We start from the raw sequence: 21993 nt of genomic DNA on the forward strand, positions 1-21993 counted from the left end.
ACCTGCGGGGGCCCATGCGCGCATAACCTTAGTCTTGGCAGGCGTTTGCCTGCTGGCCCAACCAGCTGGAGATGCAGTGCCTACCTACTCTTACCGTTGCACCGCGTGCGACACCGCTTTCGATATCCAGCAGGCCTTCACCGACCACTCGCTCACGGTGTGCCCGACCTGCCAGGGAAAGCTGCGCAAGGTGTTCTCTTCGATCGGCGTGACCTTCAGTGGCTCCGGTTTCTACAGCAACGACTCCAAGTCGGATTCGAAGCAGTCCAACCCGAATCTCGACCGCAAGCCAACCGAAAAGTCTGCCGACAAGACCGACTCGACGTCAAGCAAGCCTGCTGAGAGCAAATCCGAAAAGAAGTCCGACAGTACGCCGGCGAAGAAAGACAGCTCGTCGCCGTCGTCGTCATCCTCAGTTCCGACCGCGAAGGCGTCTTAGATAGATGGCGCTGGCAAAGACGGTCACCCGAGTCATCCGTTTGGAGCACCCCGTGATCAACGGTTTCAAAGAATTCATCATGCGCGGCAACGTCATCGACCTCGCGGTCGCCGTCGTCATCGGCACGGCGTTCACCGCCGTTGTCACGGCCATCGTGGTCAACATCTTCAATCCGCTGATCGCCGCCATGTTCAACGCTGAAACATTGGCCAAAGCGCTACCGATTGCGTTGGGGTCCGGCGAGAAACCGCCCACCATCTTGCTCGGTGCGGTCATTGCAGCCGTCATCAACTTCGCACTCATCGCTGCTGTGGTCTACTTCGTCTTCGTCTTGCCGCTGAACAAGTTCAAGGAGTCGCAGGATCGCCGTCGCAGCGCTGGTATCCCGGCGGCCGCCGTCGTGGAACCCACGACCGAACTCGATCTGCTCACGGAGATCCGCGACCTGCTGGCCAAGAACGCTGCAGCAGACCAGGGTCCCAAGCACTAGCAGCTACCAGTGCGGTGGGCGATCCTGCCGCAACTGCGCCTCGTTCGCGCTGGGCGCGCTTCCGGTGTGCGCCACGCCCCCTTCTTCGCGGAGCACCGGCGGGTGCGGGTTTGGGTCGGTATCCGGTGCTGGCAGCAGCTTGGCGCGCCGAGCCGTGCCGCCAGCCTTCACGATTGGCTGGCGGGCCGATCCGAGGAGCGGCTTACCCTCCGAGCCACTCACGCGCCCGGACGTTTCGGGGTGATGGTGGGAGCGTCGCCGGTCGAAAAGGGCCGGGCATCCGCTAGCGGAACTCCGGCGATTGCAGCCACGCGTGCCGCAACGGCGTCGGGGTTGCTGAACAGTTCGAAGCTGTGCACGCGCAGGTAGTGCCAGCCGAGCCGGCGCAGCACCTCAGGGCGCAGCCGCAACGACTCGCGCAGGCTTGCACGATTGACGACGGCATCCGTTTCGACCACGATCGCGCGGGTTCCGTAAGAAGCAGCCAGGGCGAGCTTGCCGCGGTGGCCGAGGCGCACACTGAGACCGAGCTTTTCGAGGCGCTTGCCGAGATCGACCAGCATGGCTTCGCTCGCGTCGGGAACCTGCACCTCGTCACGACGGGCTTCGGTCTCGCTGAGAACCTGAGACAGGGCGAGGATACCGTGACGCTGGCGGTCTTCGTCGATGTCGGCGGGGCGAAAGCAGGAGACGATGTCCAGTGCGCGACGTGCACGGGTCATGCCGATCGCGAGCAGGCGTTCTCCACCGGGTTCACCGAGGGAACCGAAGTTCGACAGCAGGCGACCGTGCGGGGTGCGGCCGTAGCCGATCGAGAAGATGACGCGGTCGCGGCTCTGTGCCACGGCCTGCTCGAGGGTGAGTACGGTGAATGGTTCACTGCGGTCTTTGAGAATGAAATCGGAGAGGTCGGTGCGCTTGGCAAACGCCGCGAGCACGGCCTGCTGCACGCGCACGGCATGCCGGGTGCTCGCGGTGATCACCATGAGCGATTCGCGCGGACGCTTTGAGGCGTGGTCGAGCACGAGGTCGACGACCTTCACGACCTCCGCGTCGACGCTCTCGATGGCGCCGCTGTCGGCGTCGGGCATGCCGCGGCCGCCCGCCACATAGTTGATGGTGAGGCTTCCGTGGCCGAGATAACTTCCGGCCCAGGGCAGGGAGTCGATGCGTCCGCCGTAGAAGCGGTGGTTGACGAGCTCGGCGAGGTCCTCACCGCCAGCCCGGTAGCTGCGGGTGAGGGTGAGGGTTGGCAGCAGTTCGCCGAGGCGGGCCAGGGCAGAGTCGGCGTGTAGGGCGTCCACCGATGCGTCGGGCGCGGCGGTCTCCCCTGAGCCGGCAATGCCGGTTTCGAAGGCTGACGGCGTCTGGGTGACCGGATCGCCGAACGCCACGATCTGTCGGCCACGGCGAATCGCACCGACGTTCTCGGCCAGGGTCGTGGCTCCGGCGTCGACCAGTAACACGGTATCGAACGTGATCTGGTCACTGATTCCGGAGATTTCGTAGGGTGAGGCCAGCCAGACCGGGGCGAGCACTCGACCGAGGTGCGGAGCGACCTCATTGAGCCGGGCTGGGGTGGCACGGTCGGCGCGCAGCAGGCGTCGTAGCTGGTCCGCTTCCTCGGGAAAGTCGACGACGCCGATCTTCCAGGTTTCGGCGAGTAGCCAGGCCAGCAGCTTGCCGGTAGCGGATGCGTGCGCTTCGTCGACGAGTTTGAAATCAGCCTCGAGGCGGTCCAGTACCTGGGTGTTGGCGCCCAGCAGTGCCCGGTCGCTCGCGAGCATGATCTCGAGCACGGACTGCCACCAGGCCAGCTCGAGCTCGACGGCGACGTTCTCTTCCGAGACGTGACGCTGGGACAGGTCGGTCATCAGCGGGTCGAGGTTGTGCTCGCGCAACGTCGCCAGCAGCGCTGTGCGCTCGTGCAGGTTCGCGAGCACCTCGCTCTCAGCGGCGAGGCCCGAGATCATCGATACGAGCTCATTCAGCTGACGCCCGGCAAGGACTCGGGGCGTGCCGCTGGTGCCGAGCGGAATGTCGAGCAGACCGAGGTCTTCCCACACTCGTTGAAAGGCAACGTGCACGTCGTTGATGCCCACCGGCACCTCCGGAGTGACGCCGGCGGCCGCGTAGCGCTGCCAGAGCGTGCGCTGGCCCTGGATGCGCCGCAGGCTCTCGTTCATGTCGGTCACCCGCACGCCGGGGCGTTGGTATTCCTCGGCGAGTTTTCGCAGCCTACGCCGACTGGCCGAACTCATCTCAGACGATTCGCGCCGCGACGACGTGGCGGCGATCAATTCGGTGAGAGACCGGTCGTAGACGCCAGGCTGAAATTTGTCGAGGGTTTCGCGAATATCCAGCAGCAGACGCAGGTAGATACCGAGTTCATTGATCGTCTCGAACGGGCGCAACCGGGTCTGACCGATCAGGCCGTTGGCGCGTTCAAGCAGCCGCGGCAGTTCGATCTGGTTGATGCGTTTGGCGAGCTGGTGCGAGTTGGAGGCATCCGCCGTGGAGGTGAACGAGGCCCCGTACCAGGGCGAGTCGCCAGGCCCGTACCGAAATTCGCCGAGAACAGCGGCCTTGATCAGGGTGTTCGCGGCGGCCGCCCGCGAGTGTGCGAGAAGCTCGAGGGCGTGCCGGTCGAGACGAGCAGTGGTCGACGGCGGCTCGGGCAGCTGGGCGAGCCTGGCCAGTTCGCCCAGGGCGTCGAGCACAGAGACACCGAGAGCGGAGTCGCGACGAGTGAGCGCCGAACGGTAGTCCAGCAGCACCTTGCGCAAGCGCACGAGGGCGTCATCGACGTCGCCGACCCGCGGCTGGACCGCTTTCTCGTTTCTTGTGATCGACGCGATCAGGTCGCGTCGCAGGGTGCGCGGGGTCACGGCAATGCCGGGCAGTCCCACTTGCACGAGGCGGCCGTGGATGCCATCGAGGCTGGAGCGGCGGGCGCTCACCACGAGTACCCGCTTGTGCTGGGCCACGAGCGAGCCGATCGCGTTGACGATGGTTTGGGTGCCGCCGGTGCCGGGCAGCGTTTTCACCACGAGGGAGTTGCCGGCCGCGATCTGCGCGACGACGTTCTCCTGCTCGGAGTCGGCGTCACCGAGCAGCGTGTCTGTGGCGGGCGGGCGGGCGTCCTGGCCGATCGGTACGACCGGGTTATACGCGGTCTCGATGTTGCGCCGAGCGGTCATGTTACCGGCAACGGCGTCGAGCAGAGGGTGGTCGAGCGATGAGGCATCGGCGGCGAGCGCCCGGCCGACATCGGCGAAGCTCGACACAACGAGGCGCGGTACGACGTTGAACCAGGGCAGGTGCGAGGTGAGTCCGCGTAGCCGATCAATCACCGGCTGCGGCTTGAACGCACCATTGGTGATGGCGAGCGCCACGAAAGCGTCGGCGTCGAGCACGATCTGAAACTGGTCCTTCAGGGCTCGGGCAAGCTCAGGGTTGAGAAAGGGCTGCCCCTTGAGCTTGAGCTCATAGTCGCGTCCATACCGGCGAATGGCGAGGGGACGCAGCAGCACCGGGGCACTGTAGTCGACGTCTTGGTAACGCCACTCGGCGAGGCCGATGGCGAGGTTGACCGATTCGAGGCCGCGCATGGAGCGCAGTTCGATGCCCTTCTGCGTGATCTCGTTCGCGGCCAAACGGGCGTTGCGCAGCGCCAACTCGTCGCGAATGAGGTTGGACAACAGGGTGGTCTTGCCGATGATGAACTGCGGCAGTCCGCCAGGGTGCGTGGCGCTCAGTTCGATGCGAGTGCGAGCCTCGTCGGTGAAGTGCAGCAGCGGCGACCGACCGCCGAGCGCGGCAAGTTCGTCGCGCCAACGCTGCCAGATCGGCTCAGCAATATTCCCGGCCGTGAAGGCCGGGTCGCCCAGACTGAGGTTGTGTGGACTGGTCACGTTTTGCGGGTCGACAGGGACGGCGCCCAGGTACTTGGAAAGCACGTCGTCGTCGTCTTGTTTTCTATCGAGGTGCCACACAGGCCTACCCTAATTGCGAAAACACCGGTTTGCCCTGAGGCGGCCGGGGTTTCGCGCGTTTTAGACGCAATCGTGGCACTCACAGCCAGTCCCGACGTTTGAAGACCGTGTACAGGGTGACGCCCATCGCGAGCATCAAGGCGAGGGCGAAGGGGTAGCCCAGTGCCCAGTGCAGCTCGGGCATGTGGTCGAAATTCATGCCGTAGATCGTTCCCACCAGTGTCGGTGCGAACAGGATGGCCGCCCAGCTCGAGATTTTCTTGACCTCTTCACTCTGGGCCAGGCTGGTCTCGGACAGGTGGCGCATTTCGTCGTTCTGGCGTTGCCCGACCAGAGTGCTGTGCACGGTGAGGGCGTTCTGCAGCAGCTGCCGAAACGCGTCACCGCGTTCCACGATGCGCAGGGTGTGGTCGAGTACGTCGCGCAGGTGCCGGTGCAGTTCGAGGTCGACGTTGTATTTGTCGAATCCACGCTGCATCGACTCGAACATGCCGACAAGCGGCTGGGTGGCCCGCTGAAACTCGATCACCTCCCGAGACAGGGCGTAGATGCGACGGGATACCTCGGGGTCACCGTCGAACAACTGGTCTTCGATCTCGTCGATATCGTTCTCGAGCCCGGCCACGACCGGCCCGTACTCGTCTACGACCTGGTCGAGGATGGCATAGAGCACGGCCTCCGGGCCGAGGCCGAGCAGGTGCGGGGTGCTTTCCATGCGTTCGCGTACCTGCGCGAGGTCAGGCGATTCGGCGTGGCGAATGGTGACCACGAAATCCGGACCGACGAAAACGTGCAACTCACCGAATTCGACGCGCTCCTCGTCGTCCATGTAGCGTGCCGGGCGCAGCACCACGAACAAAATGTCGCCGTACCGTTCAATCTTCGATCGCTGATGGCCGGCGAGCGCATCCTCCACGGCCAGATGGTGCAGGCTGAACTCGGTGGCGACGGCACGCACTTCCAGCTCGCTCGGCCGGTACAGGCCGATCCAGGCGAAACCCTTGTTCTGCTTCATAACTTCAAAGGTCTCGTCGAGCGTGTGCGGGGTGGACACCCGGTGTCCATCCACGTAAACCGCGTTATCAACCAGCGCCATCGGCTCTCCTTGTTCGATCTTCTAGTGTGTCATTCGCCTTTACCGCCCGGTAACGTTTGAGGGTGCCGCAACCGGATGTCTCCCTTTTTCTGGCTCCGCGCGCGCCGCTCCCCCAGACCGACCGCGCACGACTCGCCGCCGCCGTTGCCCGGGTCTGCCCGAATTCGGGCCCCGTCACCGTTCAGCAGCGCTGCGAGCGCTGCGGCGGAGCGCACGGCCGCCCACGCGTACTCGCTCCCGACGGGGTGCACGTGAGCCTGAGCCGTGCCGGCGACACAATGGTCGTGGCCGTATCGGTGGTCGGGCCGATCGGTGTCGACCTCGAGAGCATCAGCGCCGTCGGGCGCGCCGGGTTCGACGACGTGGCCTTCAACGCGCTCGAGCGCGCAGCGCTGTTCGAGATACCTTTCTCCGACCGCAATCGGGCGCGCGCGGGCCTCTGGACGACGAAGGAGGCGCTGCTGAAGTTGTCGGGTGAGGGTCTGGCGGTGGACCCGCGGCACGTGACGGTGGGGTGGACTGGCGCGGGAGCATCCGTTTTATTGGACTGGCCCACGGCCACCCTCGACCTGGCCCGGGTGCACTTGGCGAACTTCGACGCTGGCCCCGGCCTGATCGGTACGCTCGCCGTGCTCGGCGGGGCGGCCCCACGAGTATCGGTGCGTTAGAGGCTCGGCAGCGCGCTCTGCTGCACCCAGCGGGCGACGAAGCCGCCGATCGCCCGACTGCCGGTGTGTTCGGAGAAGAAATCTACGAAGTCCTCGGTCGAGACCTGCCCAAAACGCCGAGCCGCCGTGTAGGCGCGCAGTGCCGCGAAGAAAGCCTCGTCACCGAGAGATTTGCGAATGGCGTGCAGGGCGAGTGCGCCTCGTTTGTAGACACGGTCATCGAACATGGCGTGCGGGCCGGGGTCACCGACGACGATGTCGCGGGGCAGCGCCGCAACCCGGCCGCGGTGCAGCACAGCAAGGGCGTCGGCCGTGCGGCCACCGCGCTGCTCCTCCCAGAGCCATTCCGCGTAGCACGCGAAACCCTCCTGCAACCAGATGTCCTGCCAGCGGGCCACGGTCAGGCTGTTGCCGTACCACTGGTGCGCCAGCTCGTGGGCGATCAGCCGGTCGCTGCCATGGTTACCGTCAACATGGTTGCTGCCGAATATGGCCAGGCCGTGGGCCTCCAAAGGAATCTCCAACTCGTCCTCGGTCACGACGACCGAGTAAGACGCGAACGGATATGACCCGAACCGGTCGGCGAAGAATGCGATCATCTCGGTGAGGCGGGCGAAGTCGGTTTCGACACGGGTCGCGAGTCGGGCGGGAAAGTACAGACTGTGCGCGACGGGAGCGTCGGCGAGGTCGCGGCGGCGGTAGCGGCCGATCAGCACCGTGGCGAGATAGGTCGCCATCGGCTCGCGCACGTCGAAGGTCCAGCTGGTACGGCCGGAGCGGCTCGACCGGCTCGATAGCACCCCGTTCGACACCACGGTGTAAGCCGATTCGCAGGCGATCTCGATGCGATAGGTAGCCTTGTCGCTCGGATGGTCGTTGCACGGAAACCAGGACGCGGCACCACAGGGCTGTCCGGAGACGAGCACGCCGTCGTCGAGTTCTTCCCAGCCCACGTCACCCCAGGCGCTGCGTACCGGATGCGGCGCGCCGCGATAGCGCACCACCACCTCGAACACGGCCCCGGCCTCGATCGTCGCGGCGAGACTGATGACGAGTTTGCGTGAAGAGTGCGTGACCTTGGTCGGCCGCGCACCGTTCACCAGCACTTTTTCGATGCTCAGCCCCGCGAAGTCGAGGCTGAACCGGTCGAGGGGCATGAGGGCGCGTGCGGTGATGATCGCGGTCGCGTTCAAGCGGTTGGTGGCTACCCGATAGGAGAGGTTCAGGTCGTAATGTTCCGCCGTGTAGCCGCCATTGCCGCCGGTGGGAATATAGGGGTCGCCAGCGCTAATCGAGCCGTAGGTCGTGCGCACAGTCTGAGCCATCGTCTTGCTATTCCTTGCTCAACGATCCCATGGCGGCTGATGCCACGGCGTGATCGGGTTGCCGGACCAGAGCGAACCGGGCGGCACCCGTTCGCCGCGCATCACGAGAGAGCCGGGCCCGACCGTCGCCCCGGCATCGATGGACGCCGCCGGCAGGATGACTCCGTTCGGGCCGAGCGTGGCACCCTCGGCGAGCACGACCGCGTCGAGCTGCATGATGCGATCGTGAAACAGGTGGGTCTGCACGACACAGCCGCGGTTCACCGTGCTGCCGGCGCCCAGCCGCACCAGGTCAGCTTCGGGCAGCCAGTAGGTTTCGCACCAGACGCCCTTTCCCACGGTGGCGCCAAGGGTGCGCAGCCACACGGCGAGCGCCGGCGTGCCTGACGCTTTCTCCGCGAACCAGGGTCGGGCAACCATCTCGACGAAGCTGTCCGAGACCTCGTTGCGCCAGATGAACGAGGACCAGAGCGGATGCTCCGAGGCGTCGATGCGCCCGACCAGCGTCCACTTGACCACCGTCGTAACGCCGGCGGCCACCGCACCGGCCGTCAGCATAACCACACCCGAGAGGCCGATCGCCGCGCCGAGGCCGAACTGCAGCCACAGCAGGTCCAGCAGGGCGAGCACCAGAAGCGCGATCCACGCGGTGGTGAAGCCGGCCACGATGCGCAGTAGTTCCCACAGCGACCGGGCTATTTTCAGGCGAACGGGAGGGTGGAAGGTTCGCGAGTCGTCGGCATCCGTTTGCCTGCGGCGCAGGCGGGCCGGCGGGTTGCCGAGCCAGCTCGAGCCGCGTTTGGCCTTGCGAGGCGTCGACGAAAGCACCGCGACGAGCCCGTTGCGCGGCACGGTACGGCCGGGTCCGGCCATGCCGCTGTTGCCGAGGAAGGCCCGGCGGCCTACCTTGGCTGGCCCGATGTGCATCCAGCCGCCGCCAAGTTCATAGCAGGCGACCATGGTGTCGTCGGCGAGGAATGCGGCTGGCGCGATGGTCGTCAGCGAGGGCAGCAGCAACACCGTCGATGCCTCGACATCGGCACCGACTTTAGCCCCGAGCAGTCGCAGCCAGGTGGGCGTGAGCAGGCTCGCATAGACCGGAAACAACACGGTGCGGGCGCCGTCGAGGATACGTTCGGTCATCCAGACCTGCCAGCCGATGCGGCTGCGCACCGGATAGTAGCCTTCCCGCAGGCCCACTCCGAGCCCGCGCACAAAGGCAATCACCAAAAGCGCATAGGCGAGCCCGCCGACAATGACGGCTACCGGCATGATCAGGGCCGCGCGCAGCACGGCAACGCCGAGGTTATCGGCGTTGCCGACAGCGGCGCCGACGATGAGCACGCCGAGCACGATTGCGATCGTGGGGATGGCGGTCATCGCCACCGATCCGGCCGCGAAGGCGCCGAGCCAGCGACTGGCACGCGGCGGACGTTCGGCCGGCCACGGGCGGCGGCCAGACCCCACGCGATGAGCAGGGGAACCGGCCCACCGCTCCCCGGCTGGTACACGCGACGAGACCACGGAACCGGGTTCAACCTCGGCGCCGTTGCCAACGTGGGCGCCCCCGAGAAGGGTGCTGCGGGAACCGATCCGGGCATCGGCACCGACATGCACATGGCCGATGCGCAGCACGTCCCCGTCGATCCAGTGCCCGGCCAAGTCGACCTCGGGTTCGATTGAGGCCTGCGCGCCGATGGTCAGGAGCCCGGTAACCGGAGGCAACGAGTGCAGGTCGACGTCGGAGCTGATCTCAGCGCCGAGGGCCCGCGCGTAGTAACTGATCCAGGGCGCCCCGGCGAGGCTCGCCGCGTCGACGAGCAGCGCGATCTGCTCGGCCAGCCACAGCCGCAAGTGCACGGACCCGCCCCGCGGATAGTTGCCAGGCATCACGTCGTGCAGCAACAGTCGGGCCGCCACGACGGCGATGAGCATTTTGCCGGGCGGGGTCACGAACAGTACAAATCCAAGCGCTACCCACCACCACGACAGGGTCGGGCCGAAGGTTGCGCCGGCCAGGCTGAGCAGATTGTTGGCGATGGCGAGGTAAACCAGCCAGCGGGCGCCGCTCAGCACGTGCAGCGGAATGCCGAGCACCGTCTGTGCGAATTGACTGCGAGCAGGCGTCGGCAGCACCTGCCGCACCGCCGGCGGTGTCAGGGGCGTGCGGGCGTCGAGTTCCTCGGCGAGCGACCCGATACGCGGGTGGTCGTACAAATCAGCGACGGTGGTTTCGGGGTGGCGGGCGCGCACGGCCGACACGAATTGGGCGGCCGAGAGCGAGCCGCCGCCCTGGGCGAAGAAATCATCGTCGGGCCCGGTCACCGGCACCCCCAAAATCGAAGCCCATGCCTCCGCCAGCCACGCCGCCGTCGGCGACAGCACCCCCGCATCATCGTCCGACCCGGGCTGCGAGGCGGGCAATGGCCACGGCAATGCCGCCCGGTCGACCTTGCCCGAGGTGCGGGTGGGTAGCGCATCGACGATGGCGAGCAGCGGCACGAGCGCGGCGGGCAGTTCTTCCCGCAGCCTGGCAAGTGCGGCCTGCCGGTCGAATGGTGTTCCGGCAGTCGCGAGGGCGATGTAGCCGACCAGAATGTGGTTGCCGGCAGGGGTGGTCTGCACCACGGCGGCACCGCCGGCCACTCCGTCGAGGGCGCCCAGGGCGGCATCCACTTCGCCGAGTTCGATACGTCGCCCGCCGAGTTTCACCTGGTCGTCGGCGCGGCCGGCGAAGACCAGACCGGCCCGGTCGAAACGCACGAGGTCGCCGCTACGGTAGGCGCGCTGCCAGCCGAGCTCGTCGTGCGGAGCATACTTCTCGGCGTCTTTCTCGGCGTCGAGGTAACGGGCCAGGCCCACGCCGCCGATGATGAGCTCGCCGGTCTCTCCCTCGGCGACCCGGTTGCCGTGAGCGTCGACGACGGCGAGGTCCCAGCCGTCGAGCGGCAGGCCAATGCGCATCTCACCGACACCGTCGACGAGTGCACCGCAGGCTACGACGGTCGCTTCGGTGGGGCCGTAGGTGTTCCACACTTCCCGGCCGCGGGCATTGATGCGGGCGACCAGTTCGGGCGGGCAGGCCTCGCCGCCGAAGATCAGCAGCCGCACTGCCTCGAGCGATTCTTCCGGCCAGAGTGCGGCGAGGGTTGGCACGGTCGAGACTACGGTGATGCCGTGGGCGATCAGCCAGGGACCAAGGTCGGCACCGCTGCGCACCAGGGAGCGCGGGGCCGGCACCAGGCAGGCGCCGTTGCGCCAGGCCAGCCACATCTCTTCACAGCTCGCGTCGAAGGCCACGGACAGGCCGGCCAGAACCCGGTCGCTGGTACCAATCGGCTCATCGCGCAGAAACAGTCCGGCCTCGGCGTCTACGAAGGCGGCCGCTGAACGATGCGTGACCGCAACGCCCTTGGGTAAGCCCGTCGATCCGGAGGTGAAGATAATCCATGCGTCGTCGCCGGGCGTGGGAATGCTTTCATTCGGTAAGACCAATGCCGGGTCGTCGTGCGGCGGCACGGGGCGCCCCCGGAGCGACTGCAGGTCGAGGCCCGCACGCGGCGCAAAAAAACTGCTCTCCCCGATGATGCCGACCACGTGGGCCTCGGCAAAGACCAGCCGTGCGCGTTCTTCCGGGTCGTCGGCGTCGACTGGAACGTAGGCGGCCCCCACGAACAACGTGGCCAGAATCGACACATACAGGTCGCGCGTACCAGAGGCAATGCGAATGCCCACGGTGTCCCCTCGGCGTACTCCGGCCAGGCTCAGCGCGTTCGCCTGGGCCTGCACGCGCTGCAGCATGCCGCGATAGCTGATGGTGCCGACCGCGTCTTCCAGGGCCAGGGCATCGGGATACTTCGCCGCGGTCTGCGAAAGGATGTCGACCAGGGTGCGGGCGGGCTTTGCCCGGTGGCCCGCCACGAGTACAGCCTGGGTGTGCCCACTGTCGCCAGCTGGGCTGTACTGGTGCTCGCTCACACGACTCCTCGTTCAGGTCGTGGCACTTGTACGGCACGCCGCGAAGGTAACAGTCTAGAACTCTCTCGGAACGCGCGGGTGCTGCACACGATCGAGGCGGTCTTTGGCTCGTCGCCGCTCGGCGTTGCCGCCGCCCCCATCGCGAGCCGAAACGAATATCCGGCAGTCCGCTTAATCCAGTGCCTTCGCTCGCGCCGTTTCCAGGGCGCGCTCACGCATCGCGAGGAACAGCGGGAACGTGAAGGCGAAGGCGGTGATTCCCGAGAAGACAACGTACAGCCAGCCCCGCTTCATGCCGAGCCGTCGCGCCTCGACGATGATCAGGATGCTCCCGGCCACCGCCGCGATGAGCAAGTCAACGGTGAGCGATGAGACCGCCGGTCCGCTGCCCACCCAGTCGACGATGAAGTCGCGCATCTGCACGATCGCGACAACGTTGTAGGTCCAGGTCCCAGCGAGCCCGACGAGACTCAGTCCGAGGTAGACGAGAGCGAGCGGCGTCCAGTGTTTGTTCATACCGGCATTATGCCCGCCGCAGGTTTGGGGCAGGCCCCTGTTGGATCTCTCTGCCACCGGGGACGCCTATGAAATTGAGATATAAACCGTTGTCAAACCGCACTTCTGGTTGTTCTCTGGTGCCCCTGGAGGGATTCGAACCCCCGGCCATTTCCTTAGGACGGAATTGCTCTTCCACTGAGCTACAGAGGCGGGCGTCGTAAGTTTAGCCGATCAGTCCGCACAGTCGAGCGCGCCACCCACGTTGTCACGGGGCAAGCTCTGCCCCGTCAATACGCTCGTGATCGCGACGTTGATTTCGACACTTCTGTTGGCCGAGCGCCATCCTAGGCAGCCGGGGCCAGATAGGCGTCCCATTCCTGCTCGGGGCGCTCGACTCCCCGTACAATCCAGGTCGTGCCCTGCGGCATCCGTGGGGTGAAGCGCAGCTTCCAGCCCATTTCGGCCGGGGTGTGGTCGCTCTTGAGGTTATTGCACCGCAGGCAACACGCGGCGAGGTTGTCCCAAGTATCACGGCCACCGCGCGAACGCGGTAACACGTGGTCGATCGTGGCAGCCGACTTGCCGCAGTAGCAGCAACGATGCTCGTCACGTCGTAAGACTCCTCGGCGACTGACCGGGACCAGGCGCGACATGGGGATGCGCACGTACCGCGTGAGCAGAATGACGCTCGGGCGATCCCACGAGCCCGAGGTCGCGAAAACGGGGTGGCCCCGATCGGACTGCACGATCGTCGCTTTCTGGTTCATCACCAGAATGAGCGCTCGTTTGAACGAGACGACGGCGAGGGGCTCGTAGCCCGCATTGAGTACCAGTGTGCGCATGCGCTTCCTTTCGAAGGAGACTGGACGGCTTCCAGCCATTCGAACTACATCCGATGCGTAATGAACAGGAGCACGACGGGGCGAAAAAGAGTACAAAAAAAGGCGCCGTCACAATGACAACGCCCTATGGCTGCTCACACAGCTCTTCTCGCTCTGACAACTATGCCGAAAGCACTCGCGACCGCGCACATCCATGGTGTGGATAGTGCGTCGCTTATGCATTGGCTCTCCTTTTGAACCTACAAACTACATCAGGGCACTAGGTTAACCCACAAATGGCGCAACAGGTGAACCTGTATGCGCCATTTGTGTGAGCTGTAACCCAGTGTTCACTGGAAGGGGCGAATTAGATGCCGATTCGCACGATGTAGTAATCGCTGGTCCAGATGGGCTGAATTCGGACGGACTGGCCGGTGTACGGCGCGTGCAGGATATTTCCGTTGCCCGCGTAGAAACCATCGTGACCGTCCATGATCACCAGATCGCCTGGCACGGCGTCCTCGATCGAGATCTTCGTTCCGGCCGCTGCCTGGCCCACAGAGGAGTGCGGCAGGCTGATCCCGAACTGCGCGTAAACGTACATAATGAAGCCGGAGCAGTCGAACCCGGCCGGTGTGGCGCCGCCATAGACGTACGGTGTGCCCTGGTACTGCGAGGCGACATTGAAAACGGATGCGAGATCGAAGTTCGGGTACGTCGGGTTTGCCAGGAACTCAGCAACACTCGGACCGGAATAGCTCGCTGCATACGTGGTCATCTGCGCAGCGACCTCAACACGACGGGTTTCCGCGGCGGCGGCAGCGACGGTTGCAGCGGCGGCGGCAGCAAGCTCTTCGGGCGTGGTCGCAGTGAACCCTTCGCGAGCGACGCTCACGGTTGCCGCCTGGGCATCGACTTCAACGGCCTGCGCCTGCGTCTTGGACATCTCCGTGGACTCGGTGGCCTTGAAGGAGACGTCTTTCGAGCCGGGAGCAAAGGCATATGCCGGGAGCGCCATAGTGGCAACGAGTCCGGTAGCGAGGGTCATGACGACGATATTGCCGATACCGCCACGTCGCTTCTTCGGGGCAGCTCGAGGCAGGGCGCGGTCAGGGCGTACCGACGATTCCACTTTTTCCAGAGAATCCGCTGTTCGGCTCAGCCCGCGACGGGACCGTCTCGTTCCTAATGCAGCCAAAGTTTTAACCTCCGGCGCCTCGACAACACCAGGTTGTCGTCCCGTCCACTTCGCTAATCGCGGGTGTATTCGTAAATCAAGAGACGGGGTAAGCAGGCGTCTTGACCAGAGTCCTTCGACCATTCATGGTCTGTGGGACCCCCCGAGGCTACAAGAGCGACGCGCATTTGTCACCCTGAAGCGGCGCATTTCTAACGGATTGGTAACGAACCTGCGAGCAGGTCGAAACGACTGGCTCGATTCACGGCCCTACGAACCCGGTGAAATTTCAGTGAGCGACCGGGCTGTGGCCGATCGGTGTCGTAACGAAAATGTGCCCGGCTACCTCATTGGGGAGCTCCAAACCGGCACCGAAACCTTCGACCTGAACTAGAACGTACGATCCGGCAGCCGAAAACACACCGGTCGCGCCGGGCATGACGCCGCTCTGTTTGAGCTGCAAGAGCAGCTCGGGGTCGAACTGCACCGGTTCACCGAGACGGCGGATGACTGCGGTCACCGGCACGGTCGAACTCGCCACCACCGACAGCACGTTGGTCACGCCCGCCATGAAGGCGACTGCCGGCGAATCACCGAGCTCGTCAAGCCCCGGAATCGGATTGCCGTAGGGAGATTCGGTCGGGTGACCGAGCATCTCCAAAATTTTGCGTTCGACCTGTTCGCTCATCACGTGTTCCCAGCGGCAGGCTTCGTCGTGCACGAACTCCCACTCGAGTCCGATCACGTCGCTGAGCAGGCGTTCGGCCAGGCGATGCTTGCGCATAACGTGCACGGCCTTGCTGCGGCCGGTCGGGGTGAGTTCCAGGTGCCGATCGCCGGACACGATGACGAGGCCGTCACGTTCCATCCGCGCGACGGTCTGCGAGACGGTCGGGCCGGAGTGTCCGAGTCGTTCGGAGATGCGGGCCCGCAGGGGCACGATCTGTTCTTCCTCCAGGTCGAGGATCGTGCGGAGATACATTTCGGTGGTGTCGATCAGATCGCTCATCCGAAGCCCTTCATTCGGCTCGTGCGCGCACCGCTCATCGAGTGATAGAACGGCGCTCAGTTGGCGGCCTCGGCAGTGGCCCGCACAGCGTCCCAAGCCTACCCGCCCGTAGCAGGGCAACTAGAATCGCCGTATGGCCGACCTACTCATACCCACCGATCTACTCCCCCTCGACGGACGATTCGGCTGCGGCCCATCGAAAATCCGGCGCGAACAGCTCGACCATCTTCTCGGATTCGGCACCGGAGTACTCGGCACCTCGCACCGCCAGGCACCCGTGAAAGACCTCGTCGGGCGCGTGCGCGCCGGCTTGGGTGAACTGTTTCGCATTCCTGACGGCTACGAAGTCGTGCTCGGCAACGGCGGCTCGACCGCGTTCTGGGACGCCGCAGCCTTTTCCCTCATCGAAAACCGCGCGCAAAACCTCGTCTTTGGCGAGTTCGGCGGCAAGTTTGCCAAGGCTGCGGCTGCCCCTTGGCTTGCAGCTCCCGACGTAATCACGGCCGACACCGGCTCACGCAGCGATTTCGTGGTGCGTGAGGGCATTGACGTCTACGCCTGGCCCCAGAATGAAACCTCAACGGGCGTCATGGCCCCGGTCAACCGGGTCAACGGTGACGCGGGCGCGCTCACCGTCATCGACGCCACCAGTGCCGCCGCCGGCATCGACTTCGACGCGAGCCAGGCAGATGTCTATTACTTCGCGCCTCAGAAAAACCTCGCTTCGGACGGCGGCCTGTGGCTCGCCTTATTCTCACCGGCGGCCCTCGAACGGGTCGAACGCATCGCAGCGAGCGGCCGGTACATTCCCGAGTTCCTCAGCCTCAAGAATGCTGTGGACAACTCGCGCCTGAACCAGACGCTGAACACGCCGGCTCTCAGCACTCTTCTGCTGATGGAGAACCAGATCGACTGGATCAACCAGAGCGGCGGCCTGAAGTGGGCGTCATCGCGAACGAGGGAGTCGTCATCCGTTCTCTATGACTGGGCGGCGGGCGTCGACTATGCGACCCCATTCGTGGCTGACCCGACGCACCGTTCACAGGTCGTCGTGACGATCGACTTCGACGACGCCATCGACGCCTCAGCGATCAGCAAAACCCTGCGCGCCAATGGAATCGTCGACACCGAGCCGTACCGCAAGCTCGGCCGCAACCAACTGCGCATCGCGACCTTCACGGCCATCGACCCTGAAGACGTCAAGAAGCTCGTGGCATCCATCGAGCACGTCGTGGCGCACCTCTGAAATTAGTTGCACGAAACGAAACGAACTGAAACGCAACGAAAGGATCGGACGATGCGCCTGTGGTTGAAAGACAGCGAACGCCGGCCCGATCCGCTGCCCGCACGAACGGATGCCCGCACGGCACTGATATTCGGCACCCTGCTCTGGCTGGTCGCACTCGGCGCCGCCCTCTTCTTTGAAGAAGCGGCGCCGGGTGCCTCAAAGTCAGGGGCGGCGAGCGCGCCGGGAACGGGTTGGTGGCTGTGGTGCACTGTGATCGGCGTCGGTCTCGGCCTCGTTGGACTCGCCTGGGTTCAGTTCCGCCGCCGCTAGCGCTTCGTTGAAGTCGATGCCGTCCAGAGCATCAAGGGAGTCATCCGCGTCATCGTCGACCAAATCTGCGTCGTCGACTGGATGCTCGTCTGACCCGTCATCATCGTCGTCGTCATCGTCATCGTCATCGTCGTCATCGTCGTCGTCGTCATCGTCATCGTCATCGTCGGCATCCGCTGCAATGTCGTCATCGACGAGACGATCCGACCACGGCACCCACTCGGGCGCGAGCAGCGAGTCACCGCCGGGCGTGAGCTCGGTTTCAAGAACCTTCGGCTCGGAATTCTCGTCGACCCGCGCAAGACTCACGGTCCAGCGCCAGCCCGGATACCCGGTCAGCAGGCAGTCGAACAGCAGCGACACTACGAGGTCGCCTTCGTCGATGTGGCCGATGACCTCGCCGATCGTGTCGTCCGTCGTGATTTCCAGCAGCGCCGTGCGCGCCAGCTCAACGGCCGCGAGCAGGGTGGCATCGGTCGGCTTGTCCGATTTCGTCGGCTGTGCGTCGGTCGGCTGCGCCTCGGTCGCCTGCGCCTCGGTGACCTCAGGCATCCAGTTCCTCGGCGACCTTGCGCAGCATCGCCGCGATCTTCTTACTGTGGCTTGATTCGGGGTACCGACCGCGCTTGAGATTTGTGCCGATACCGTCGAGCAGCTTCACCAAATCTTCAACGATGATCGACATATCGTCGGCTGGCTTACGGTTGAATTTAGACAGGCTCAGAGGAGCTTCGATCACGCGCACCGACAGCGCCTGGGCGCCGCGTTTGCCGTCGGCGATACCGAATTCGAGCTTCGCACCGGCCTTGATGGTTACGCCGGACGGCAAAGCGGAAGCGTGGAGAAAGACCTCCTGACCGTCATCGGATGTGATGAAGCCAAAGCCTTTCTCCTCGTCGTAAAACTTGACCTTGCCGGTGGGCATCTGAACCTCACTTGAGTTTTGGGCGCACAATATAGTGCGGGATGTAAACCCAGCATATTCGGTTGCGGCACCCGCGTGCCCGTATCCTTAGGCTGTGACCAATCAAACTCCGCAAGCCGTCAGCCGGCTTGAACGTGTGCTCGCTTACATGGTGGCGAGCGTGGTGGGGCTGTCGATTCTCGCGTTCCTTGCGGTGATCATCGCGACCGCGATGGGCGTCGGTCAAAATGACGGGTTCAGCCGCGGCTTCTGGCCGCCGATCTTCATCCTGCCGCTCTACGGCCTGCCCATCGGTTTCGTTCTCATCATCGTGCTCATCATCTCTGCGGGAGTTCGCCGCAGTCGCGAAGCTCGACGAGACCGCGAGTAATGCTCGGCCTCGCATCGAGACTTCGGGTCCTGCCCGATGCTGAGCTGCGGCACGTCATCAAGGTGCGCGGCGTTTCTGCGAACGGCATCCACGACTTCTTCGATCTGGCCGAAGCCCTGCTTGATGCAGACAATGTGCAACTGGCCCTCAGCCACCTGGACCGCTCGACCCTTGCCGTTCTGGCCGTGGCCGGACAACTCACCAGCAGCAATTCCGTGCCGACGCTGGTCGCGGTGACGAATCGACTGTTTGAACTAGGCTCGACCGAGGTCACGCTGGCCGATGTGGCCCGCCGGGTCGACAGCCTGCACGCCGTGCTCTTGGCCGAGCGAAACGACGGATGCTGCATTCCATACGACGCCGTCTCGGCTCATTTGGCGCACTGGCCGGCTCAGGGTCTACCGGGTACCGCCGACCTCGCCGTCACTGCGCCCCCGGTTACCCTCGCCGCCGTGCCCGACACCGAGATTGCGTTCATCGACCAGCTGGCCGCTGAACGCGCCTTCGGGATGGTGTCGTCGATCGCCGAGCTGGTCAACGAGCTGTGTCGCGAGCCCGCCCGGCAGCTCAGTCGGGGTGGGCTCGGCCTGCCCGACATCAAGCGCCTCGCCGCCGTAATGACGGTCGACGTCGATCTGGTTGCCCCGATCCTGGCCTTGGCCTCCCGGGCCGACCTGCTCGCCCAATCCGACGGTTATTGGATGGAAACCGAGGCCGGCGAGGCCTGGCTGCTCGAACACACGACCACTCGTTGGGCGGCCTTGGCCGTGGCCTGGTTGGCGGCGCTCCCTCCGACCGTGGCCGACATTCTTCCGCGCCAGGCCGGGCTACCCTGGGGTGACGGACTGACCGCGTTTATCGCCTGGCTCTATCCGGCCGGCGGCGAGTGGATGCTCTCCCAGCTAACCGAGTTCGCCCGCGACGCTGAGTTGCTCGGTATCACTGCAAGCGACACCACCAGCACGGCCGGCGCCAACGTGCTGCGCGGTGACCTCGAGGTAGCCGTCGACATCATGGCGGGCGCGCTGCCGGCTGAAGTCGGCGCGGTGTATCTGCAGCACGACCTCTCGATCGTCGCGCCCGGCCCACTTGCACCGTCGATCGACTCCCGGCTGCGCGGGATGGCGGACGTGGAAAGTCGAGAACTCGCGTCGAGTTATCGCATCACAGCCGCATCCGTCAATCGCGCGCTGGCCGCGGGCGAGAATGCTGACTCGCTGCTCGCTTTTCTGGCGTCGATCTCACTGACCGGCATTCCACAGCCGGTGGATTACCTCATCAACGAATCGGCTTCGCGGTACGGTCGGGTGCGAGTGGGACGTCTCACCGACGGGCCGAACGCCCCGATCGCCCCGCCCGGCAATGACACCGTTTTTCTCAGCTACGTCTGCTCAGCTGATGCCGCGCTGCTCGGCACTATCGCCGTCGACCAGACTCTGGCGCCGCTCGCACTCGTGCGCGCCGGCGACAGCGAACACCTGCTCAGCCGCTTCGCCGGTGACGCCGTGTTTTGGGCGCTGAGTGACGCACGTTATCCCGTCGCTGCCGAAGACGACCTCGGTGAGATCGTGCACTTGCGCCGACACCAGATCGCCCGTGTCACGCTGACACCAACGGTTGACACCACCCGCAACCTGATCGATAAGCTGCGGCTTCGTGCTGAAAGTGGCGTTTCAGTAGCGGATGCCTGGCTTGCCCGCCAACTCGACACCGCCATCAAGGCCAAGCAGACCATCCTGGTCAGTATCGCGATGCCCGGCGGCGCGGTGGTGGACTACCTGCTCGAACCGGCCAGCGTCAGCAACGGACGCTTCCGAGCCCGCGACCGGCGGGCCGACATCGAGCGCACCCTGCCACTCAAGAGCATCCTCAGCATCACCCCGGCCCCGTGACTGCTTGTGCGCGGCAGCGGCCGGTACCGTAAAAACTGCCGAACGGGCGTAGAATTAGGGGTTATGTCTGATGGCCCCCTGATTGTGCAAAGTGACCGCACGGTGTTGCTCGAAGTTGCCCATCCTCTTGCCGAGGATGCTCGTCACGACCTCGCCGTTTTCGCAGAGCTCGAACGCGCCCCCGAGCACATCCACACCTACCGCATCACGCGGCTGGGCCTGTGGAATGCCCGGGCGGCGGGGCACGATGCGTCCGACATGCTCGCGACGCTCGAGAAGTATTCCAAATTCGCCATACCTCAGACGGTCAGCGTGGATATCACCGAGACGGTCGGCCGCTACGGGCGACTCGTCATTGAACGTGACCCCGATGGTGCCCTCGTACTGCACAGCAGTGACCAAGCCGTTCTCACCGAGATCGCAGGGGCGAAGCGCATTGCGCCACTGTTGATCGGGCATCCTTCCCCGGAAACGTATCTCGTCGGAGCCTGGGCCCGCGGGCAGCTCAAGCAGGAACTGGTGAAGCTCGGGTGGCCCGCCGAGGACCTTGCCGGGTACACACCAGGCACCCCGCACGATATTGCGCTGAAAGAAGACGGCTGGTCGCTACGTGACTATCAGAACAAGGCCGTAGCGAGCTTCTTTGACGGCGGCAGCGGCGTCGTCGTGTTGCCCTGTGGCGCTGGCAAGACCCTCGTCGGCGCCGGGGCCATGGCCACCGCGAAGACCAACACGCTCATTCTGGTGACCAACACCGTCTCGGCCCGCCAGTGGCGCGACGAACTGCTCAAGCGCACGACGCTGACACCAGAGGAGATCGGCGAATACTCCGGACAGGTAAAAGAGGTCAAGCCGGTGACCATCGCGACGTACCAAATTCTCACGGCGAAGCGCAAGGGCGAGTACGCCCACCTTGAGCTCCTCGACGCCATGGACTGGGGCCTGGTGATCTACGACGAGGTACACCTGTTGCCCGCTCCCGTGTTCAAGCTCACCGCCGAATTGCAAGCGCGACGCCGCCTCGGCCTCACCGCCACCCTGGTGCGCGAGGACGGCCGCGAGGGCGACGTGTTCAGCCTGATCGGCCCGAAGCGGTTCGACGCCCCATGGAAGGAGATCGAAGCCCAGGGCTTCATCTCCCCGGCCAACTGCTACGAGGTACGCATCGACCTGCCGCAGTCCGAGCGACTCAGCTATGCCGCCGCAGCGGACGATGAGCGCTACCGCATGGCCGCGACCGCGCCGGCCAAGCTCGGCGTGGTGCAGGCGCTGATCAAGAAGCACGAGGGCGAACGCATCCTCGTGATCGGCCAATACCTCGACCAGATCGATGAACTCGCCGAGGTCTTGCATGCCCCCCAGCTCACCGGTGCCACCCCGATCGACGAACGCGAACGTCTATATCAGGCGTTCCGCGTGGGCGAGGTGAAGGTACTCGTGGTGTCGAAGGTCGCGAACTTCTCGGTCGACCTGCCCGAGGCGACCGTGGCCATCCAGGTGTCTGGTTCGTTCGGCTCCCGCCAGGAAGAGGCCCAGCGCCTCGGCCGACTGCTGCGCCCGAAGGAATCCGGCCTGTCGGCGAACTTCTACACGCTCGTCGCCCGCGATACCGTCGACCAGGACTTCGCGCAGAACCGCCAGCGTTTTCTCGCCGAACAGGGCTACAGCTACACGATCCTCGACGCGCAGAGCCTCACCGCCCAGACCCTGGTCGCCTGACCCGTGTCGCCTGGCCCTGGTCGCCTGACCCGT

18 protein-coding genes and 1 tRNA gene are annotated in these 21993 nt (G+C 65.0%); 7 read left to right on the forward strand and 12 right to left on the reverse strand.

The genetic code is table 11. From position 1 onward, the window contains the following. Nucleotides 1-76 precede the first annotated feature (76 nt). Both E3T27_RS00655 and mscL read left to right on the forward strand, forming a co-directional pair. Nucleotides 77-439, forward strand: a complete 363-nt coding sequence (locus E3T27_RS00655) for an FmdB family zinc ribbon protein (RefSeq protein WP_104196481.1) — start codon at nucleotides 77-79, stop codon at nucleotides 437-439. A 4-nt stretch (nucleotides 440-443) separates the two neighbouring features. Beyond that, entirely contained in the window at nucleotides 444-929 is a 486-nt protein-coding gene (gene mscL, locus E3T27_RS00660; protein ID WP_241992056.1) for a large conductance mechanosensitive channel protein MscL, read from the forward strand. A gap of 3 nt (nucleotides 930-932) precedes the next feature. On the opposite strand, the gene E3T27_RS00665 is transcribed toward mscL, so the two are convergent. The 3 genes from E3T27_RS00665 to E3T27_RS00675 form a co-directional block, all read right to left on the reverse strand. Next, nucleotides 933-1151 carry a hypothetical protein gene (locus tag E3T27_RS00665; protein ID WP_104196480.1) on the reverse strand — a complete coding sequence of 73 codons (219 nt, stop codon included), beginning with the start codon at nucleotides 1149-1151 and terminating at the stop codon, nucleotides 933-935. After that, on the reverse strand, nucleotides 1148-4924 hold the full coding sequence (locus tag E3T27_RS00670; protein ID WP_241992057.1) for an AAA family ATPase: 3777 nt from the start codon (nucleotides 4922-4924) through the stop codon (nucleotides 1148-1150). Before E3T27_RS00670 ends, E3T27_RS00665 begins: the two co-directional genes overlap by 4 nt. Nucleotides 4925-5003: 79 nt before the next feature. Further along, a complete protein-coding gene (locus tag E3T27_RS00675) occupies nucleotides 5004-6020 on the reverse strand; it encodes a magnesium and cobalt transport protein CorA (protein ID WP_104196479.1) in 1017 nt (338 codons plus the stop codon). A gap of 62 nt (nucleotides 6021-6082) precedes the next feature. On the opposite strand from E3T27_RS00675, the gene E3T27_RS00680 reads away from it, so the two are divergent. Next, nucleotides 6083-6688 (forward strand): 4'-phosphopantetheinyl transferase family protein, encoded by a 606-nt coding sequence (locus E3T27_RS00680; RefSeq protein WP_134571261.1) that lies wholly within the window; start codon nucleotides 6083-6085, stop codon nucleotides 6686-6688. Here E3T27_RS00680 and E3T27_RS00685 read toward each other — a convergent pair. The 7 genes from E3T27_RS00685 to E3T27_RS00715 form a co-directional block, all read right to left on the reverse strand. Next, on the reverse strand, nucleotides 6685-8013 hold the full coding sequence (locus E3T27_RS00685; protein ID WP_134571262.1) for a M1 family metallopeptidase: 1329 nt from the start codon (nucleotides 8011-8013) through the stop codon (nucleotides 6685-6687). The genes E3T27_RS00680 and E3T27_RS00685 overlap by 4 nt on opposite strands. 18 nt (nucleotides 8014-8031) lie before the next feature. After that, nucleotides 8032-11991, reverse strand: coding sequence for a Pls/PosA family non-ribosomal peptide synthetase (locus tag E3T27_RS00690; RefSeq protein WP_134571263.1), 3960 nt, complete (start codon nucleotides 11989-11991; stop codon nucleotides 8032-8034). 171 nt (nucleotides 11992-12162) lie between these two features. Continuing rightward, a complete protein-coding gene (locus E3T27_RS00695) occupies nucleotides 12163-12507 on the reverse strand; it encodes a DUF2834 domain-containing protein (RefSeq protein WP_134571264.1) in 345 nt (114 codons plus the stop codon). A gap of 117 nt (nucleotides 12508-12624) precedes the next feature. Next, nucleotides 12625-12699, reverse strand: a tRNA-Arg gene (locus tag E3T27_RS00700). A 134-nt stretch (nucleotides 12700-12833) separates the two neighbouring features. After that, nucleotides 12834-13331, reverse strand: coding sequence for an HNH endonuclease (locus tag E3T27_RS00705; RefSeq protein ID WP_134571265.1), 498 nt, complete (start codon nucleotides 13329-13331; stop codon nucleotides 12834-12836). A 346-nt stretch (nucleotides 13332-13677) separates the two neighbouring features. Further along, complete coding sequence (locus tag E3T27_RS00710) at nucleotides 13678-14442, reverse strand: C40 family peptidase (protein ID WP_241992058.1); 765 nt, start codon at nucleotides 14440-14442, stop codon at nucleotides 13678-13680. A 334-nt stretch (nucleotides 14443-14776) separates the two neighbouring features. Next, on the reverse strand, nucleotides 14777-15496 hold the full coding sequence (locus E3T27_RS00715) for an iron-dependent transcriptional repressor DtxR (protein ID WP_104196474.1): 720 nt from the start codon (nucleotides 15494-15496) through the stop codon (nucleotides 14777-14779). A gap of 133 nt (nucleotides 15497-15629) precedes the next feature. Here E3T27_RS00715 and serC point away from each other — a divergent pair, with 133 nt between their 5' ends. Further along, nucleotides 15630-16742, forward strand: coding sequence for a phosphoserine transaminase (gene serC, locus E3T27_RS00720; RefSeq protein WP_104196473.1), 1113 nt, complete (start codon nucleotides 15630-15632; stop codon nucleotides 16740-16742). A 204-nt stretch (nucleotides 16743-16946) separates the two neighbouring features. On the opposite strand, the gene E3T27_RS00730 is transcribed toward serC, so the two are convergent. Both E3T27_RS00730 and E3T27_RS00735 read right to left on the reverse strand, forming a co-directional pair. After that, nucleotides 16947-17606 (reverse strand): DUF3027 domain-containing protein, encoded by a 660-nt coding sequence (locus tag E3T27_RS00730; RefSeq protein WP_134571266.1) that lies wholly within the window; start codon nucleotides 17604-17606, stop codon nucleotides 16947-16949. After that, nucleotides 17599-17979 carry a cold-shock protein gene (locus E3T27_RS00735; protein ID WP_104196470.1) on the reverse strand — a complete coding sequence of 127 codons (381 nt, stop codon included), beginning with the start codon at nucleotides 17977-17979 and terminating at the stop codon, nucleotides 17599-17601. The genes E3T27_RS00730 and E3T27_RS00735 overlap by 8 nt, the downstream gene beginning before the upstream one ends. Nucleotides 17980-18073: 94 nt before the next feature. On the opposite strand from E3T27_RS00735, the gene E3T27_RS00740 reads away from it, so the two are divergent. From E3T27_RS00740 to E3T27_RS00750, 3 genes are all read left to right on the forward strand, one after another. Beyond that, nucleotides 18074-18349, forward strand: coding sequence for a hypothetical protein (locus tag E3T27_RS00740; RefSeq protein ID WP_233193282.1), 276 nt, complete (start codon nucleotides 18074-18076; stop codon nucleotides 18347-18349). Further along, nucleotides 18349-20241: a helicase-associated domain-containing protein gene (locus tag E3T27_RS00745; RefSeq protein ID WP_104196469.1), complete on the forward strand. Its 1893-nt coding sequence runs from the start codon at nucleotides 18349-18351 to the stop codon at nucleotides 20239-20241. Before E3T27_RS00740 ends, E3T27_RS00745 begins: the two co-directional genes overlap by 1 nt. Before the next feature lie 63 nt (nucleotides 20242-20304). Continuing rightward, a complete protein-coding gene (locus E3T27_RS00750; protein ID WP_104196468.1) occupies nucleotides 20305-21960 on the forward strand; it encodes a DNA repair helicase XPB in 1656 nt (551 codons plus the stop codon). Nucleotides 21961-21993 lie beyond the last annotated feature (33 nt).

It is taken from the genome of Cryobacterium lyxosi, from assembly GCF_004403345.1.
In the GTDB taxonomy this organism is placed as follows: Bacteria; Actinomycetota; Actinomycetes; order Actinomycetales; family Microbacteriaceae; genus Cryobacterium; species Cryobacterium lyxosi.

Coding starts and splice junctions, on each gene's coding strand:
- mscL (WP_241992056.1), top strand. CDS start 444: ATGGCGCTGGCAAAGACGGTCACCCGAGTCATCCGTTTGGAGCACCCC.
- E3T27_RS00675 (WP_104196479.1), bottom strand. CDS start 6,020: ATGGCGCTGGTTGATAACGCGGTTTACGTGGATGGACACCGGGTGTCC.
- E3T27_RS00685 (WP_134571262.1), bottom strand. CDS start 8,013: ATGGCTCAGACTGTGCGCACGACCTACGGCTCGATTAGCGCTGGCGAC.
- E3T27_RS00695 (WP_134571264.1), bottom strand. CDS start 12,507: ATGAACAAACACTGGACGCCGCTCGCTCTCGTCTACCTCGGACTGAGT.
- E3T27_RS00705 (WP_134571265.1), bottom strand. CDS start 13,331: ATGCGCACACTGGTACTCAATGCGGGCTACGAGCCCCTCGCCGTCGTC.
- E3T27_RS00715 (WP_104196474.1), bottom strand. CDS start 15,496: ATGAGCGATCTGATCGACACCACCGAAATGTATCTCCGCACGATCCTC.
- serC (WP_104196473.1), top strand. CDS start 15,630: ATGGCCGACCTACTCATACCCACCGATCTACTCCCCCTCGACGGACGA.
- E3T27_RS00730 (WP_134571266.1), bottom strand. CDS start 17,606: ATGCCTGAGGTCACCGAGGCGCAGGCGACCGAGGCGCAGCCGACCGAC.
- E3T27_RS00735 (WP_104196470.1), bottom strand. CDS start 17,979: ATGCCCACCGGCAAGGTCAAGTTTTACGACGAGGAGAAAGGCTTTGGC.
- E3T27_RS00745 (WP_104196469.1), top strand. CDS start 18,349: ATGCTCGGCCTCGCATCGAGACTTCGGGTCCTGCCCGATGCTGAGCTG.
- E3T27_RS00750 (WP_104196468.1), top strand. CDS start 20,305: ATGTCTGATGGCCCCCTGATTGTGCAAAGTGACCGCACGGTGTTGCTC.